This window comes from Caulobacter sp. CCH9-E1, assembly GCF_001556515.1.
Lineage (GTDB): Bacteria > Pseudomonadota > Alphaproteobacteria > Caulobacterales > Caulobacteraceae > Caulobacter.
Genome location: NZ_LSJA01000180.1, coordinates 1 through 15298, shown reverse-complemented (window position 1 = coordinate 15298; position 15298 = coordinate 1). Strand labels below are relative to the sequence as shown.

The window sequence follows — 15298 nt, the reverse complement described above, 5'->3', positions numbered from 1 at the left end:
GCCGGCCAGCGCCCGGTTGGAGATGCGCTGGCCGACTGCGCCGGCGCGTATGGGCAAAAGCGACGGCCCCTCATCGGTGCGCCGACTCAGCAAGCTGTGCAATGCGGCAGGACGTCGCTTTCCCCGGATCGGGTCATGCTGTCGCGTGCGCTCAGGCTCGCAATTTCCTCAAGACCGCTTATTTAACCGCCCCATGACCGACATCGCTTCCACTCCGGGCGTCCTCGACGACGTCGTTTCCGCGTTCCAGATCGAAGGACTGCCCGTGCGCGGCCGCGTCGTGCGGCTGGGCCAGGCCGTGGACGAGGTGCTGACGCGCCACGCCTATCCCGAGCCTGTCGCCAACCTGCTGGGCGAGGCCTGCGCGCTGGCCGCCCTGGTCGGCTCCAGTCTGAAGTTCGAAGGCCGCCTGATCATCCAGGCCCAGGGCGACGGCCCCGTGCGCTATGTGGTGGTCGACTACGACACCTCGGGCGGACTGCGCGGCTACTGCCGGTTCGACCCGGACGAGGTCGCCGCGGTGTCGGAAGGTTTCGCGCGTCCCGGGGCCAAGACCCTGCTGGGCGGCGGCGTCTTCATCATGACCCTGGACCAGGGGCCCGACATGGACCGCTACCAGGGCGTGACGCCGATCGAGGGCGAGACCCTGGCGCTGTGCGCCGAGCAGTACTTCGCCCAGTCGGAGCAGACCCCAACCCGCATCCGCCTGGCCGTCGGCCAGGTCGACACGGGCGAGGGGCCGCAATGGCGCGCCGGCGGCATCCTGATCCAGGTCATCGCGGGCGACCAGGCGCGCGGCGACACGCAGGAAGCCTGGCAACATGTTACGGCGCTGTTCGAGACGACCGGCGAGGACGAACTGATCGACCCGACCGTCTCGACCCCGACCCTGCTGTGGCGCCTGTTCAACGAAGACGGCGTGCGTCTGCTGGACGAGAAGCCGCTGCGCGCCTTCTGCCGCTGTTCGGAGGACCGGATCGGCGTGGTCATGGACTCGTTTTCGGCCGAAGAGGTCGAGGAGATGATCGAGCCGGACGGCAAGATCCACGTCACCTGCGAGTACTGCTCGCGGATCTACAAGCTGGACCCGCCGACGACGGAAGCGCCGTCGGCCTGACCGTCGGCGCCGGATCGCGGGGCTCTATGTCCCTTCGGCCGGCGTCGACGCCTCGGCGGACGTGACATCAGGCGTCTCGGCTTGAGCCGCGTTGAACGTCGCCACGGGCGAGGGGCCGCCGCCCCACGTGAAGCTGGAAGTGTCGATCATGTTGGCGCCGCCGGCCCCGGGCGGGCTCGTGTTCAGCCCCAGTATAGCGTCGCGGCCGAGGTCCGCGGCTTGCGGATTCCAGGTGGCGTAGGACTCGCCAGTGTAGGTGACGAGGTCCCAATCGCCGCGAGCCGGAGCCGCCAGGACCGCCCAGGCGTTCGTCATGATCCGCGACGCGCCGGTATCGGATAGGGGCGTGGGCGGCAGGAACAGCACATACGGTTTCGAGATCAGCGACGAATTGACGATATTCACCGTGTAGGTCGCCATGGCGGACTCCCGATCATGGAGGCGCACGGGCGAACCGGGTCGCGCCTCTAAAACCTCGCCATTAAGGCGCGAAGATCTCTTTGGTGCAACTTCAGATGTGTCTTGTCAGTTCACCTTCATCGCCGCGCCGGGCAGGTGCAGCGAGAACTCAGGGATCTCGGCGTCGAACAGCTCGCCGTCCTCGGTGACCATCTGATAGCTGCCGCGCATCGCGCCCGACGGCGTGGGCAGGGGGCAGCTGGAGACGTATCGGAAGGCCTCGCGGGGCTTCAGTTCCGGCTGTTCGCCGACCACGCCGGAGCCCTCGACCTCGTTCACGCGATTGAGGCCGTCGGTGATGGTCCAGCGGCGGGAGACCAGGGTGACGGTCTCCCCGCCGTGGTTCTCGATCTCCACCGTGTACGACCACAGATAGACGCCGTCCTCGGGCGAGGAGTCCTCGGCCGCATAGGTCGGGAACACGCGCACGACGATGTCGCGGGTGCGCGCCTCGTAGCTGGTCGCGGCCTGGCCGCGCCGCCGGCGCATCCGCTGCATCGGCGGGGAGGTCTCACGCCTGATCGAGCGCACGGGTCACATCTCGCGTCAAATCGGCCAGGCTTTCCAGGCCCACGGACAGGCGCACGCCGCCTTCGGTCACGCCCAGCGACGGACGTTCAGCCTCCGGCACCGAGCGGTGGGTGGTGGTCGGCGGGTGGGTCGCCATCGACTTGGCGTCGCCCAGATTGTTGGAGATGTCGACGATCTCCAACGCGTTCAGGAACTTGAAGGCCGCCTCGCGGGAGCCGAGGTCCAGCGCGATCACCGTGCCGCCGCCGCTCATCTGCTTCTTGGCGATCGCGTAGCCCGGATGGTCCTCGCGGAACGGATAGAGGACGGTCTGGACCTTCTTGTGTTCGGCCATCACGTCGGCCAAGGCCGCCGCGGTCTCGGCCTGGCGACGAACGCGAAGGTCCAGGGTCTCGAGGCCCTTCAGCATCACCCAGGCGTTGAACGGCGACAGCGAGGGCCCCGTATGACGCAGGCTGTCGCGGTAGAACTCCTCGTTGATCGCCTCGCTGGTCAGGATCGCCCCGCCCAGCACCCGGCCCTGGCCGTCGATGTGCTTGGTGGCCGAATAGACAACGACGTCGGCGCCCAGCTTCAGCGGCTGCTGGAAGATTGGGGTGGCGAAGACGTTGTCGACGATGACCTTGGCGCCGACGGCGTGCGCCATCTCGGCGACCGCGGCGATGTCGGTGATCTCCAGCACCGGGTTAGAGGGCGTCTCGATCAGCACGGCCTTGGTGTTCGGGCGGATAGCCGCCTCCCAGGCCTTCAGGTCCGTGGCGTCAACGAAGGTGGTCTCGACCCCGAAGCGCGGCAGCCACTCGGCGATGATCCAGCGGCACGAGCCGAACAGGGCGCGGCCGGCCACCACGTGGTCGCCGGCGCGAACCAGCCCCATCAGCGAAGCGTGGATCGAGGCCATGCCGGTCGCCTGGGCGCGACAGACCTCGGCGCCTTCCAGCAGCGCCAGACGGTCTTCGAACATCTTCACGGTCGGATTGTTGAACCGCGAATAGACGAAGCCGGGCTCGTCGCCGGCGAAGCGGCGGTCGGCGCCCTCGGCGCTGTCGTAGGTGAAGCCTTGCGTCAGGTAGAGGGCCTCGGCCGTCTCCATGAACTGCGAGCGCGCGATCCCACCGCGGATCAATTTCGTCGCGACATCCCAGTCCTTCGGATCTTCGGCCACCGCCTTGCCTCCTACGCGTAAAACGCGGGCATAAGGAGGGGGAGGGGACGCTGGGTCAAGCCACAACACCGCTCGGACGGCGGAAGAATTGTCACGCTTCGTTCGGTCGATTGTCCCACCCGCGAAGAAATGCGGCGAGCCTTGCGTTTGCGGCCGCGTTTGGCGAGTGTCGCGCCGATGACCGATGCACACGCCGCAGGGATTCTGCCCTGCCAAACGATCGAGGACTTGATCGCCGAGGAGGCGATCACCTCAGCCACGCCGTTCGACGTCGATCAGGTGCAGCCCGCCAGCCTGGACCTGCGCCTGGGCGCGCGCGCCTGGCGGGTCCGCGCCTCGTTTCTGCCGGGCCTGCATCGTCGCGTCCCCGAGCGTCTCAGGGACGTGGCCATGCACGAGCTGGACCTGACCAAGGGCGCGGTGCTGGAAAAGGGCTGCGTCTACATCGCCGAGATCCAGGAGCGGCTGGCCCTGCCGGGCAACGTTTCGGCGCGGGGCAACCCTAAGAGCTCGACCGGCCGCGTGGACGTCTTCGTTCGCCTGCTGACCGACCATAGCCGCGCCTTCGACGACGTCGACGCCGGCTATGAGGGGCCGCTCTATATCGAGATCGCGCCACAGACCTTCTCGGTGCTGGTGCGCGCGGGCACGCGGCTGAACCAGCTGCGCCTGAAGCGCGGCGAGCCGGCCAAGCTCTCGATCCGCAGCGTCGGCGTCGACCTGACCGCCGGCGTCGTCGGCTTTCGGGGGCGTCGCCATGCAGGCGTCGTCGACCTCGACCACGAGGACGGCCACGATCCGCGCGACTTCTGGGAGCCGCTGGAGGCCCGCCACGGCGAGCTGCTGCTGGATCCGGGCGAGTTCTACATTCTGGCCAGCAAGGACGACATCGAGATCCCGGTGATGGAAGCGGCCGAGATGACCCCGATCGACCCGTCGGTCGGCGAGTTCCGCGTCCACTACGCCGGCTTCTTCGATCCAGGTTTCGGCACCGAGGAGGCGCTGGCGCGCGGCTCCAAGGGCGTGCTGGAGGTGCGCAGCCACGAGACGCCGTTCCTGCTGGAGGATGGCCAGACGGTGGCGCGCCTGGTCTATGAGCCGCTGACGGCGCGGCCGGCGCGGCTGTACGGGGAGGGCGGCTCCCACTACCAGCGCCAGGGGCTGAAACTCTCCAAGCACTTCAAGATCTGGTCCTAGAGCGTTAGGCTTAAGTGTGAGCGGCTAAACCGCTCGAACGCGCTCCAAGATAGAGCCTGTCGCAGGCCGGTCGCGCGGCAACGCGCCGCACTACATCTAGTGGACAGTGCGTGTTGTTGCACAAATCCTGGTCTCGTCCTCGCGGGCGGTGATCTTCTGAGTCGCCGGGCGCGGAGGACGACGGAAGATCACGGAGGCCGCCTTGTCCCGGCATGCTCAAGACCCGTTCCTGATCCTTCAAGGTCGGATCGACGCCTGGGAGCGCTGTGCGCGAATCCCGGGCTGCGACAAGGCGATCTGGCGGCAGGACGCCCAGGGGCGCGTGATCCGCTGGTCCGACTTCGGCGACCGTTTCTCGCGCTATGGCTGGGAGATCGTCAGCCGTCCGCGCCCCGGCGTTTTGGGGCGCGCCCTGGCCGGCAAGCGTCTCGAGGCGGTTCATTGGCGAGTCGTGACCGGCGACGCCCTCTCGCGCGACCCTTTTCTCGACCAGCGCGCGGCCTGAAACATCAAACTTATCCGTCATTTAGTCTTGCTAACTGGACAAAATGACAAGGTCGCTTGACACTTGGTCCGCTTTCAATGACAAACATACTTGTCATTTCGACCAGGAGGCTTGTCATGAAAAAGAACGCCCGCCGCGCTTCCGTCAGCCGGACGGATAAGCTCGCCATCGGCCTGTCCGCGAGTTCCGCGTCGTTGGTTACGGCCGTCTGCGCCGCTCGCGAGATGGGCGGACCCATTCTGGCGGCCGGCGTCGGCGTGGGCTTGGCCACGCTCGCCGCGATCCTGCTGTTCGTCTTCCGAGAGCGCGCGCTCGCGCCAGCCGAACAGGCGAAAGCCGATGAGGGCGGCGCCGTCGAAGCGCTCGCTGGGCTTTAGTCGACCTTCTGTATCGGGGATCCGTTCATGAGCGAACACACCAGCCGCCAAGCCCGTCGCCAGAGCCTCGCATCGAGGGCCTTGTTTGGCGCCTTCCTGATCGGGTTCGTCTGCGGCGCTGGCTACTACATGGCCGAGGACGCTAAGTTCTCCTTTTCGTCGGTCCAGATCGGCGTCGGATTCGCCGTTCTAGCGGTGGCAGGCGTGGTCGCCAGCGTCATCTACTGGCGCAACATCGATGAGGCCGCCCGCGAGGCCCACAAGTTCGCATGGTTCTGGGGTGGGTCGAGCCCGTTTCTGCTCGTGCTGCCTTTGCCGCTTCTGGTCGGCGACGCGCGCTTGGTCGCCCTGATGGGGCAGCGCTCGCCCGCCGAATGGGCGGCGATCGGCATCGCGGCCCTGATCACCGCTCAGCTGATCGGTTACGGCCTCGTCTGGGCCGCCTGGTGGCTGCGTCAGCGCTGATCGCGAACCGAACCGAGAGGAGGTCAGACTATGCCGACTTGGACCAAATGGGCCTTGTTTGCCGCAGGCGCCGTCGCCTTGGCCGCGATCCCGTTCTGGCTGCAACTGGCCCGTCCATTCTCGGGGCCGGCGATGGTGATCGCCATCCTCGCCTGGGTCGCGGTCTACACGGCCTACATGTTCGTCGGCACCGCGCGCCTAAAGGGCGGAAAGATCGGCCCGGTGATGAAGCGCTATCGCCGTCGCTTGGTCGTGTCGATGCTCGCCTACACGGCGGCCCTGCTTGGATCGCTGTCCTTGTTCCGCGGCGCGCATCTCGACGGACCGCTCCTGTGGATCGTGGCCGCCGCTCCGGCCGTGCCGATCCTGGGCGTGTTGTTGGCGATGGGGCTGTATCTGAAAGAAGAACCCGACGAATTCGAGCGGAGGATCCATGTCGAGGCCATGCTTTGGGGGCTTGGCGCGGTTCTCGCGGTGACCACCGTCTGGGGCTTCCTCAGCAATGCCAACGTCGTCCCCGCGCCGCCGCTGTTCCTGGTGTTCCCGCTGTTCTGCCTGGCCTGGGGCTTCAGCCAGCCCTTCATCCGGAGGCGCTACCAATGAAGAACCGCCTGAAGGTCCTCCGCGCCGAGCGGGACTGGAGCCAGGCTGATCTCGCCGACCGGCTCGAAGTGTCCCGCCAGACCGTCAACGCCCTGGAGACCGGCAAGTACGACCCCAGCCTGCCCCTGGCCTTCAAGATCGCCCGGCTGTTCGGCCAACCGATCGAGGCGATCTTCCAGGACGAGGCCTGAGCCTCGTCCCTCCGGGGCGAGCAGCCCCGAACCATTCCAGTAATCCGCAACGCTCGGCGCTCATCGCCGAACCCTTCCGCGCGCCTCGTTCCAAGGAGAAAGCACGATGCAAAAGCTGATGCCCCGCGCCCATCTGTTCGCCGTCGTCATGGCGATCCTGGCCGCGCTCGGCGTGTTTGGCGGCCCGGCCCACGCCGCCGACCGGATGACCGTCACGGTCACCGGCAAGGGCCCCGACGTGGTGCTGATCCCGGGCCTGGCCTCGTCCGCCGCCGTCTGGGACGGCGCGGTCAAGCAGCTCTCGGCCTCGCATCGCGTCCACGTCGTCCAGGTGGCGGGCTTCGCCGGCGCGCCGGTCGCGGGCAATGCCGAAGGTCCGGTCGTCGAGCCCCTGGTCGAGGCGGTCGACGCCTACATCAAGGCCAATCATCTCAAGTCCCCGGCGGTTATCGGCCACTCGATGGGCGGCTTCGCGGGTCTGCTGCTGGCGGAGCGCCATCCCGAGGACGTTGGCCGCCTGATGATCGTCGACAGCCTGCCGTTCTTCTCGCTGCTGTTTTCGCCGACCGCGACGGTCGAGAGCGTCAAGCCCCAGGCAACCGCCATGCGCGACGCCACCATCGCCATGAGCGCCGAAGCCTTCGCCAGCCAGCAGGCCATGGCCGCGCCGCGCTACGTGAAGTCCGCCCAAGGCCAGGCGCTGATGCTGGCCTGGTCGAAGGCCTCGTCGCAATCGGTCGTCGGTCGGGCGATGTACGACCTGCTGACCACCGACGCTCGCCCGGGTCTGGGCGGCGTCAAGGCGCCCACGACGCTGCTCTATCCCTACGATCCGGCGATGGGCGCGCCGGCGTCCATGGTCGAGAAGACCTACGCCGACGCCTATGCCGCCCTGCCGGGCGTCACGCTCAAGCGTGTCGACGACAGCCGCCACTTCATCATGCTGGACCAGCCGAAGGCCTTCGCCGAGGCGGTCGAGGCCTTCCTGAAATAGCTCCCTGGCGATCGGCCCTTGCCGTCGTCGCAAACCCAGCCAACGCTCAATCCATCCCTAGGAGTGACCATGCTTCGCGAACTGAACCGCCACGCCCGCCGCCTTTGCACGGGCCTGATCTCCGCCATCGCCCTGACGGTCGCGGGGCCTGTTCTGGCCGAACCCGCGCTTTGGGCGATCAAGGACAAGGACTCGACGATCTACCTGTTCGGCACGATCCACATCCTCAAGCCCGACACCCAATGGCGCTCGGCCAAGATCGACCAGGCCTTCAAGAGCAGCGCCGACCTGACGCTTGAGATCGTGGGCGGCGACGATCCCGCGGTGATGCAGCCCCTGGTGCTGAAGTACGGCCTGGATCCGGCCAAGCCGCTGTCCAGCAAGATCGGTCCCGAAGCCTTCAAGCACGCGGCCGAACTGGCCCAGGGCGGCGGCGTGCCGCCCCAGGCGCTGGAGGCCATGCGGCCTTGGCTGGCGGCGGTGTCGCTGTCGATGGCGCCGGTGATCAAGGCCGGCTACGATCCGCGCAGCGGCGTGGAGCAGGTGCTGGTCAAGGCGGCGACCGAGACGGGCAAGGCCAAGAACGGCCTCGAGACTCCCGAGCAGCAGATCCGCTTCTTCGCCGACCTGCCGCCCAAGACCGAGGCCGACTTCCTGCGCTCGACCCTGGACGACGTCGACGAGGGCGTCGCCAAGATCGACAAGATGGTCGCCGCCTGGGCCGCCGGCGATGTCACGGAGCTGGAGAAGCAGTTCGTCTCCGAGATGAAGGGCGAATATCCCGAGCTCTACGAACTGCTGCTGATCAAGCGCAACCAGGACTGGGCGAACCAGCTGAAGACCAAGCTCGCCGGCTCGGGCGTCAGCTTCGTCGCCGTGGGCTCGGGCCACCTCGTGGGGCCCGACAGCGTCCAGGTTCAACTGGCCAAGCTGGGGATCAAGGCCGAGCGGGTCGAGTAAAGGTCTGCGGCCCTCCCGCCGGGGAGGGCCGCTTACTCCGCCGCTCGCGAGGGCATGTAGATCGAGCGCTTGGGCGTGCTCATCACCCGGCCCAGCATCGGCTCGAACGCCTCCAGGGGCATCGACTGGAAGTTCGGATCGAAGGCTTCCTGGTCGTACACGTGGCAGAACTTCGCTGTGTACTCGAAGTCCGGATGGCCTCGGAACTGGTCGCGCAGGTTCCGGTCCAGGCCCAGGTGATGGAAGAAATAATAGCCCTGGAAGATGGCGTGGTGCGCCACCATCCAGTGGTTTCGTTCCGACACGAACGGTTGAAGGATCGCCGCGGCGATGTCGGCGTGATTGCGCGGCCCAAGAATGTCGCCGATGTCGTGCAGCAGGGCGCAGACGACATATTCCTCGTCCTCGCCGGCCTGGTGGGCGCGCGTGGCGGTCTGCAGGCTGTGCTCCAGCCGGTCGATAGCGAAACCGCCGCAGTCGCCCTTCAGCAGGTTCAGGTGCGCGACCAGGCGCTTGGGCAGGTCACGCCCGAACTCGGCCGACGCGCTGGCGATGATCGCCCAGTCCTCGGCCGTGCCATCGACCATGGCGTGGAACTTGGCCCGATCGTGGGCGTGCGGATCGACCGCGCCGTCGGCCATGGCGTTTCTCCCCAAACGTCTGTTTGAGGCGATCGTGCGCCCGAAGCCGGGAGCCGTCAACGCGATGAAGGGGAACTTGGAGCGGGCGGGGGGAATCGAACCCCCGACATTCAGCTTGGGAAGCTGACGTTCTACCTCTGAACTACGCCCGCCAAAGGGACGAACCGTTTAGCCCGGCTCGGGGCTCTACTCAAGCGCTCGCGCGACTTGATTTCGAGGGCTCGGGGACCGATGGCGCGGCGGCTCGGGCTGGAGGCTTCCGGGCCGCCGCGCGGCGAGGATCCTTAGGAGCCGGCTTTGGCCAGCTCTAGGGCCTTGTCCAGGGCCCGGTCGGCTGGAACCGCGACGTCCGGGGTCAGGCCGACGGTCTCCCAGTCCTTGCCGGTGTCGGGATCAAAGGCGCGGCCGACGGGAACAAAGGCGGTGAGGCCCGCGCCGATGGGCTCGAAGCCGCCGAAGTGGTTGGCCCCGGCGGTGCGCTCGCCGATCAGGACGCCGCGATGGGTGCGTTGCAGGGCCAAGGCCAGATGCTCGCCGGCCGAGGCCGTGGCGCGCGAGGTCAGATAGTAAACCTTGGCGTTCCGCAGGCCGGTCTCGGCGTTTGGCGTGACCCAGTGCTCGCGGCGGTAGACGCCGGGCGGCCCCGCGACGTGGCGCATGGACGGCGGATCCTGGGGCGGAGACTCCAGCGCGTCGACCACGGACTGGGCCAGATCGAGCGTGACCAGACGGGTTGGCTTGGCGAACAGATAGGGCAGGATCACATCCATCTCGTCGGGCCCGCCGCCGTGGTGCTCGCGCGCGTCGAAGATGATCGCCTTGGCGTCGGCGTGCGCCTTCATGAAGGTCTCCAGGATCGCCAGGCTTTCCGGCGACCCGTCGAACATCGTGAAGCGGACATAAGCCACGCCATCGGCGATCCATTTCGGGTCCAGGATGACGGGACCGTCGGCGGGGCGCGGCCGGCCCGGCGCGGCGCTAGCGCTGGCGACTGTCACGCGCAGGTGTCCGTCGGCGTGCACCGCCTGCAGGTCGGCCGTGACGCGCTTGGCCAGCGCCGCCGGGTCGGTGATGTCCAGATAGTCCGATCGGTTGGCTCGCAGCATGGCCGCGTAGCGCTCGCCGACCGCCGGCTCGACGTACGAGGTCCGCAGCTTGTCGGCCAGGCTGTCGATCGCCGCGCCAAGGGCGGGAGCCTCGGCCGACGGGGTGGCCTGCATGGCCAGACCGGGTTGAACGGTGATCAGCGTCAAACCAAGGGCGATCGTCCCAAGACCGATCGTCATGACCAAATTGCGCCGCACAGTCGTCTCCTTATGAGGTGGTTGAATGGGCGCAAGGGAGGCGATCGCCGCGTGGAAGTCCTGACGGAAACATCTCGAAAAGCTGATCGTCGACGCGCTCCGGCTCCGCTGGCGTTCGGCGACGTCACGGTCGACGTGGAGAGCCGGCGCGTGCGCGCCCCGGACGGGTCCTGCGCCCTTGAGCCGCGGGTCTTCGAGCTCCTGCTGGTGCTGTCGGGGCGGCCTGGCCTGACCGCCTCGCGCGATCACCTGATCGAGACGGTTTGGGGCGAGCAGGAGGGGTCCGATGAGGCTCTGAGCCAGGCGATCGCCAAGTTGCGACGGGCGCTGGGCGATGACGTCCGGGCGCCGCGCTTCATCGAGACCGTGCCCAAGCTCGGCTATCGCTGGATCTTCGAGGAGCCGTCGGCCGCCGCCCGCGCGCCGTCGCCACGCTGGAGTCTGGGGCCGAGTTGGGTCGCCGCCAGCGCCGCCCTGGCGCTCGTCGTCGTCGGCGGGGGCGGCGCGGCGGCCTATGCCTGGATCCAGGCGGTCGTCCCGCCGACGTTTGAGATCCGCAAGGTGCGGATGGAGCGCGTCGCCGATGGGCGTTGCGTCAAGCAGGTGCAGGTGATCCGCGGCGAGGGCGCGCCGTCCGCCGCCGATCGCGCGCCGCCAAGGCCTTCGTCGCCCGGCTGCCCCGCGCCGGCCGATGAGCCGCGAGAGTTCGTCCTGCGCTAGGCTCCGCCCGCCGACTCTAGGATTCCGCCGCAGCCTCTCCGCCGCCGACGCATCGGGCCAGCATCTCGGCCAGAGCGCTGACCTCGATCGGCTTGGGCAGTACGTCATCCATGCCGGCGGCGTGGTAGCCGGCGGTTTCCTGTTCCATCAGACTGGCGGTCACCGCGACGATCGGCACGCGCCGGCGGCCCAGGCGGCCTTCCTCCTGGCGGATGGCGCGGGTGGCTTCTACGCCGTCCATCACCGGCATGTGGACGTCCATGAAGATCGCGTCCCAGGGCTGTCGCCGCCAGGCCTCCACCGCCTCGCGACCGTCGGCGGCGAAGCCGCAGGCGATGCCGAAAGGCTCGACGAGGGCGGCGATGATCTCGCGGTTCATCGCGTTGTCGTCGACGACCAGCAGGGTGGGGGGCTCCTCATCCTCGGCGCGCGGGCTCGGCGCGCGTTGCGGCGCGTCGGCGATGGCCGGGCAGGGGATGCGCAGGCTGAAGGTCGATCCCTGGCCGGGCTGCGACGAGGCCGACATCTCGCCGCCCATCTTGGCGACAAGGCCCTGGCAAAGCGCCAGACCCAGGCCGATGCCGCCCGCCGCGCGCTTGGTCGAGTCGTCGATCTGGCTGAAACGCTCGAAGATGACGGCCATCTTTTCGGGCGCGACGCCGTCGCCGGTGTCGACGACCTGGATCCAAAGATCGTCGCGCACGCCGCTGATCCGGCAATCGACGCCGCCCTCTTGGGTGAACTTGAGGGCGTTGTCGATCAGCACGCTGATCACCTGACGCAAGCGATCGACGTCGCCAAGCCGGATTTCTCCCAGGCTCGCCTCCATGTGCATGGTCAGGCGCAGATGGCGCGCCTCGGCCGTGGGGCGATGCAGGTTGTCAAGCGACTGGGCCAGGGCGGTCAGGCGGAACGGCCGCGGCTTCAACTGCAGCGCGCCGTCGTCCAGCTGACAGAGGTCCAGCACGTCGTCGATCATCATCCGCAGACGCCGGGCCGCGCCCTTCATCTCTAGCACCTGATCGCGCTGCTTCTTGGTCAGGGACGAGCGGGCCACGATCTGGCCGAGGCCGAGGATGGCGTTCAGCGGCGTTCGCATCTCATGGCTGACCGTGGCCAGAAAGCGCGATTTGGCCTCGTTGGCGCTTTGGGCGCGTTTGGTGGCTTCCCGCAACTGGCTGGTGCGCAGGTCTACCCGCGCCTCGAGTTCCTGGTTCAGGCTGTTCAGATCGTGACTCCGGCGCGCCAGGGCCTCGACGAGGTCGCGGTTCTGATCACGCAGCTGGATGGAGTCGACCAACAGGGCGTGATTGTTGCGATGGCCGGTCAGCATCACCAGCCAGAACGCGACGCCCAACAGCCCCAACGCTCGGTCAGGACCCAGCAGCAGCGCCACGGAAGCCGGCAGGAGGATCAACGAGATATAGATTCGTCCCGTCAGCTTCAGCGGGGACAAAACACCGGTGGCGCCGCCGGCCAAGGCCGACAGCACGACGATGATCACGAAGCGGGTGCGCTGACTGTCGATCGGAAAGCGCAGCCACGCCAGGATCGCCCAGAGCGCCGCGCTGATGAGCAAGCCAGCGGAAAAGGCCACCACGATCGCGTTCAGCCGCTTGGCCAGAGCGCCGCCTCGCAAAGCCGAAGCAAGCAAGCGGTCAACGACGATGCGCGCGGCAAGGACGGCCAGGGTCGCGGTCAGCCACATCCAGTAGATCGGACGCTCCGAGGGCAGGGCCGCCAGGGTCACCCCTATGGCGGCCGCGGCCTGCACGCCCATCGTCGCGACGCTGTTGCGCGACGCCTGCCGAACGAGGGCCAAGGAGAGGGGATTGTCGCGGATGCTCGAACGTCCTCGCGCCAGAGTCATGTCTGCCTAGGGGTCACGACTGAGGTTGCCGAAGCTTATGCATGGCGCGGTGGGACAAGTCATCGCGGCCGTCTCGCGACAAAGCGACGCGCGAAATGGCAAACATGTTGGAAACCATGCACTTGCCCCCCGTCGAACTTTGCTCACGAAGATTTCGCGCAGCCTAGATCATCCGTCGGGGCTCGGCTTCCTGCGGGGCGCCAAGTGCGCCGGTTTGCGGCCTCATTTCGGGTATGCGCCGCCGGTTCGGCGGGCCGTCGTGGGGATCAAGCCGCGCCCGGATCGGTCATGTCCATCGCCTTGGGTCGATGGCTTGGCGAGGCGGACCAGAACGGGCGCTCGGTCACGGCAAGTGGGCAAAGAAAAACGCCGCCTGGCCGAGGGCCGGGCGGCGTTGGGATTTGACGCGGGCGCCGGTCAGTTGCCCTGAGGCGGCGGGCCTTCCGGCGGCGGACCGGGAGGCGGGCCGTCGCCCTGCCGCATCCGACGCTGGCGCATCGTCTCGAAGGCGGTCTTCAGCTCATCGAGGCTGATCTTGCCGTCCTTGTTGGCGTCGATCATCGCGAAGCGGTCTTCCGGACGTCCGGCGCCGGTCCATTCGGTCTTGTCGACGGCGCCATCGCTGTTGGCGTCCCAACGCTTGAAGATGTTTTCCGGCGCAGGCATGCCGCGCGGCGGGCCGTCCTGGGCGGACGCCATACCGGTCGCGGCGATGGTGGTCAGCGCGGCAAGCGCAACGGTGAGCACTAGGCGCATGGGCTGTCGCTCCCTTCTCATCAATCTCTCCGTGGACCGTCATCGGCCGCGAATATTGCTGGCGTGTTTCGGGAATAAGGCCGCGCCGGGCCAGACCTTGTGCTGGCCCTGCCCGAGGAAGACACGAAACTGTCGTATCACGCCGATAGGCCAAGTGACGGCTAGCTTTGAGGCGAATTGATGCGGAAGCGGTTGAAGGGCTCTGTTCCCGAGCGTCCCCGGCATGCTCCGGCCCGCGCCGCCGAGACCGAACTCATCTGCTACGTCCACGAGGGGTGGCGGCCGAAGGTCGAGCCGGCTTCGGCCAAGCGCGACTGGATGACGGCGACGCCCGATAGTTTCGCCTATCGCTGCCTGCCCCTGGCCATCGCCAACGCTCATGGCTGGGTCATGTTGAACCCCTGTGGTTTCTCCGCGCGCTGGCTCGGCGATGTCGGGGCTCGTTCAGTGGAGATCGTCGTCGACGAGGGCGCGGACAAGAAGCGCGCGCCAGTCTCCTTGTTCGGCAGCGGGACCCTGACCTTTCATGTCGAAGGGATCATGCGAACGTCCGAAGGCTGGAACCTCTGGGTGGGCGGACCGCCGAACGCCATGAAGGACGGCATCGCGCCGATGAGCGGGGTGATCGAGACCGATTGGGCGCCGTACACCTTTACGATGAACTGGCGCTTCACGCGGCCAAATCATTGGGTCCGGTTCGAGGAGAACGAACCGTTCTGCTTCTTCTTTCCAACTCCGCGCGGCGTCGTCGATCGGCTGAAGCCGGAGCTACGTCCAATGGAGGATTCACCCGAACTGCTGGAAAGCTACCGTGGCTGGGCCGCGTCCCGCGCCGCCTTCCAGCAGTGGATCAGGGAAAACCAGCCAAAGGCGTCGGCCGATCAGTGGCAGAAGCTCTACTATCGCGGCTTGCACCCGGACGGCCGGCCGGGCGCGCCGGATCACGAGTCGAAGATCCGGCTCGCGGAGTTCCGGCAGACGGGATCCCGGCGGGTCTGTCCGGCCCACCGCAAGGGGGCGCGCAAGCCAGACTAAAGCGCGTTGGGTTTAAGTGTCTGCCGTTAGACGGCCGAACGCGCTCCAAGTGCATGAAGCGAGAGCCCGCAAGCGGAACTATGCCTAGTGTTTGCCCCGATCGCGACCGAAGTTCGGCTCCGCGCTTTCCTGACCCGCCGCCACGATGCCGCGGCGGATCGCTCGGGTGCGGGTGAAATGAGCGTGAAGGGTGTCGGCGTCGCCCCAGCGGATCGCGCGGCTCATGGCCTGCAGATCCTCGGTGAAGCGGCCCAGCATCTCCAGCACCGCGTCCTTGTTGGCCACGAAGATGTCGCGCCACATGGTCGGGTCGCTGGCGGCGATGCGGGTGAAGTCGCGGAAGCCCGAGGCCGAGTACTTGATGACCTCGTTCTCGGTGACGTTCTCGAGATCCGCCGCGCTGCCGAC

19 protein-coding genes and 1 tRNA gene are annotated in these 15298 nt (G+C 67.5%); 11 read left to right on the top strand and 9 right to left on the bottom strand.

Annotated elements, in window-relative coordinates; translation table 11 throughout:
- Positions 1–193: 193 nt before the first annotated feature.
- Entirely contained in the window at positions 194–1117 is a 924-nt protein-coding gene (locus AX690_RS11080; protein ID WP_066686285.1) for an Hsp33 family molecular chaperone, read from the top strand.
- A gap of 24 nt (positions 1118–1141) precedes the next feature.
- Here AX690_RS11080 and AX690_RS11075 read toward each other — a convergent pair whose 3' ends face one another.
- The 3 genes from AX690_RS11075 to metZ form a co-directional block, all read right to left on the bottom strand.
- Positions 1142–1537: a hypothetical protein gene (locus tag AX690_RS11075; protein WP_066686286.1), complete on the bottom strand. Its 396-nt coding sequence runs from the start codon at positions 1535–1537 to the stop codon at positions 1142–1144.
- Between the two features lie 105 nt (positions 1538–1642).
- Entirely contained in the window at positions 1643–2107 is a 465-nt protein-coding gene (apaG, locus tag AX690_RS11070) for a Co2+/Mg2+ efflux protein ApaG (protein WP_066686287.1), read from the bottom strand.
- Positions 2088–3272 carry an O-succinylhomoserine sulfhydrylase gene (gene metZ / locus AX690_RS11065; protein WP_066686288.1) on the bottom strand — a complete coding sequence of 395 codons (1185 nt, stop codon included), beginning with the start codon at positions 3270–3272 and terminating at the stop codon, positions 2088–2090. Before metZ ends, apaG begins: the two co-directional genes overlap by 20 nt.
- A gap of 177 nt (positions 3273–3449) precedes the next feature.
- On the opposite strand from metZ, the gene AX690_RS11060 reads away from it, so the two are divergent.
- From AX690_RS11060 to AX690_RS11025, 8 genes are all read left to right on the top strand, one after another.
- Positions 3450–4469: a 2'-deoxycytidine 5'-triphosphate deaminase gene (locus AX690_RS11060; RefSeq protein ID WP_066686290.1), complete on the top strand. Its 1020-nt coding sequence runs from the start codon at positions 3450–3452 to the stop codon at positions 4467–4469.
- 202 nt (positions 4470–4671) lie between these two features.
- Positions 4672–4974, top strand: coding sequence for a hypothetical protein (locus AX690_RS11055; protein WP_066686292.1), 303 nt, complete (start codon positions 4672–4674; stop codon positions 4972–4974).
- A gap of 116 nt (positions 4975–5090) precedes the next feature.
- On the top strand, positions 5091–5351 hold the full coding sequence (locus AX690_RS11050; RefSeq protein ID WP_082769614.1) for a hypothetical protein: 261 nt from the start codon (positions 5091–5093) through the stop codon (positions 5349–5351).
- 27 nt (positions 5352–5378) lie between these two features.
- Positions 5379–5816: a hypothetical protein gene (locus AX690_RS11045; RefSeq protein ID WP_066686296.1), complete on the top strand. Its 438-nt coding sequence runs from the start codon at positions 5379–5381 to the stop codon at positions 5814–5816.
- 30 nt (positions 5817–5846) lie between these two features.
- Entirely contained in the window at positions 5847–6419 is a 573-nt protein-coding gene (locus AX690_RS11040; protein ID WP_066686300.1) for a hypothetical protein, read from the top strand.
- On the top strand, positions 6416–6610 hold the full coding sequence (locus tag AX690_RS11035) for a helix-turn-helix transcriptional regulator (RefSeq protein WP_066686307.1): 195 nt from the start codon (positions 6416–6418) through the stop codon (positions 6608–6610). The genes AX690_RS11040 and AX690_RS11035 overlap by 4 nt, the downstream gene beginning before the upstream one ends.
- Before the next feature lie 106 nt (positions 6611–6716).
- Complete coding sequence (locus AX690_RS11030; protein WP_066686309.1) at positions 6717–7604, top strand: alpha/beta fold hydrolase; 888 nt, start codon at positions 6717–6719, stop codon at positions 7602–7604.
- 69 nt (positions 7605–7673) lie between these two features.
- On the top strand, positions 7674–8564 hold the full coding sequence (locus AX690_RS11025; protein WP_066686311.1) for a TraB/GumN family protein: 891 nt from the start codon (positions 7674–7676) through the stop codon (positions 8562–8564).
- Positions 8565–8596: 32 nt separating this feature from the next.
- Here AX690_RS11025 and AX690_RS11020 read toward each other — a convergent pair whose 3' ends face one another.
- The 3 genes from AX690_RS11020 to AX690_RS11010 form a co-directional block, all read right to left on the bottom strand.
- Positions 8597–9205, bottom strand: a complete 609-nt coding sequence (locus AX690_RS11020; protein ID WP_066686313.1) for an HD domain-containing protein — start codon at positions 9203–9205, stop codon at positions 8597–8599.
- A 77-nt stretch (positions 9206–9282) separates the two neighbouring features.
- A tRNA-Gly gene (locus AX690_RS11015) sits at positions 9283–9357 on the bottom strand.
- A 132-nt stretch (positions 9358–9489) separates the two neighbouring features.
- Complete coding sequence (locus AX690_RS11010) at positions 9490–10509, bottom strand: S41 family peptidase (RefSeq protein WP_156449632.1); 1020 nt, start codon at positions 10507–10509, stop codon at positions 9490–9492.
- 51 nt (positions 10510–10560) lie between these two features.
- Here AX690_RS11010 and AX690_RS11005 point away from each other — a divergent pair, with 51 nt between their 5' ends.
- Complete coding sequence (locus AX690_RS11005; RefSeq protein ID WP_066686317.1) at positions 10561–11229, top strand: winged helix-turn-helix domain-containing protein; 669 nt, start codon at positions 10561–10563, stop codon at positions 11227–11229.
- A gap of 16 nt (positions 11230–11245) precedes the next feature.
- Here AX690_RS11005 and AX690_RS11000 read toward each other — a convergent pair whose 3' ends face one another.
- Both AX690_RS11000 and AX690_RS10995 read right to left on the bottom strand, forming a co-directional pair.
- A complete protein-coding gene (locus AX690_RS11000; protein ID WP_066686319.1) occupies positions 11246–13099 on the bottom strand; it encodes an ATP-binding protein in 1854 nt (617 codons plus the stop codon).
- Positions 13100–13516: 417 nt separating this feature from the next.
- Positions 13517–13855: a calcium-binding protein gene (locus AX690_RS10995; protein ID WP_066686321.1), complete on the bottom strand. Its 339-nt coding sequence runs from the start codon at positions 13853–13855 to the stop codon at positions 13517–13519.
- A gap of 180 nt (positions 13856–14035) precedes the next feature.
- Here AX690_RS10995 and AX690_RS10990 point away from each other — a divergent pair, with 180 nt between their 5' ends.
- Positions 14036–14890, top strand: coding sequence for a DUF6065 family protein (locus tag AX690_RS10990; RefSeq protein WP_066686323.1), 855 nt, complete (start codon positions 14036–14038; stop codon positions 14888–14890).
- 84 nt (positions 14891–14974) lie between these two features.
- Here AX690_RS10990 and AX690_RS10985 read toward each other — a convergent pair.
- The coding region (locus AX690_RS10985) for a prephenate dehydrogenase dimerization domain-containing protein (RefSeq protein WP_156447820.1) at positions 14975–15298 on the bottom strand (324 nt) is incomplete at its 5' end.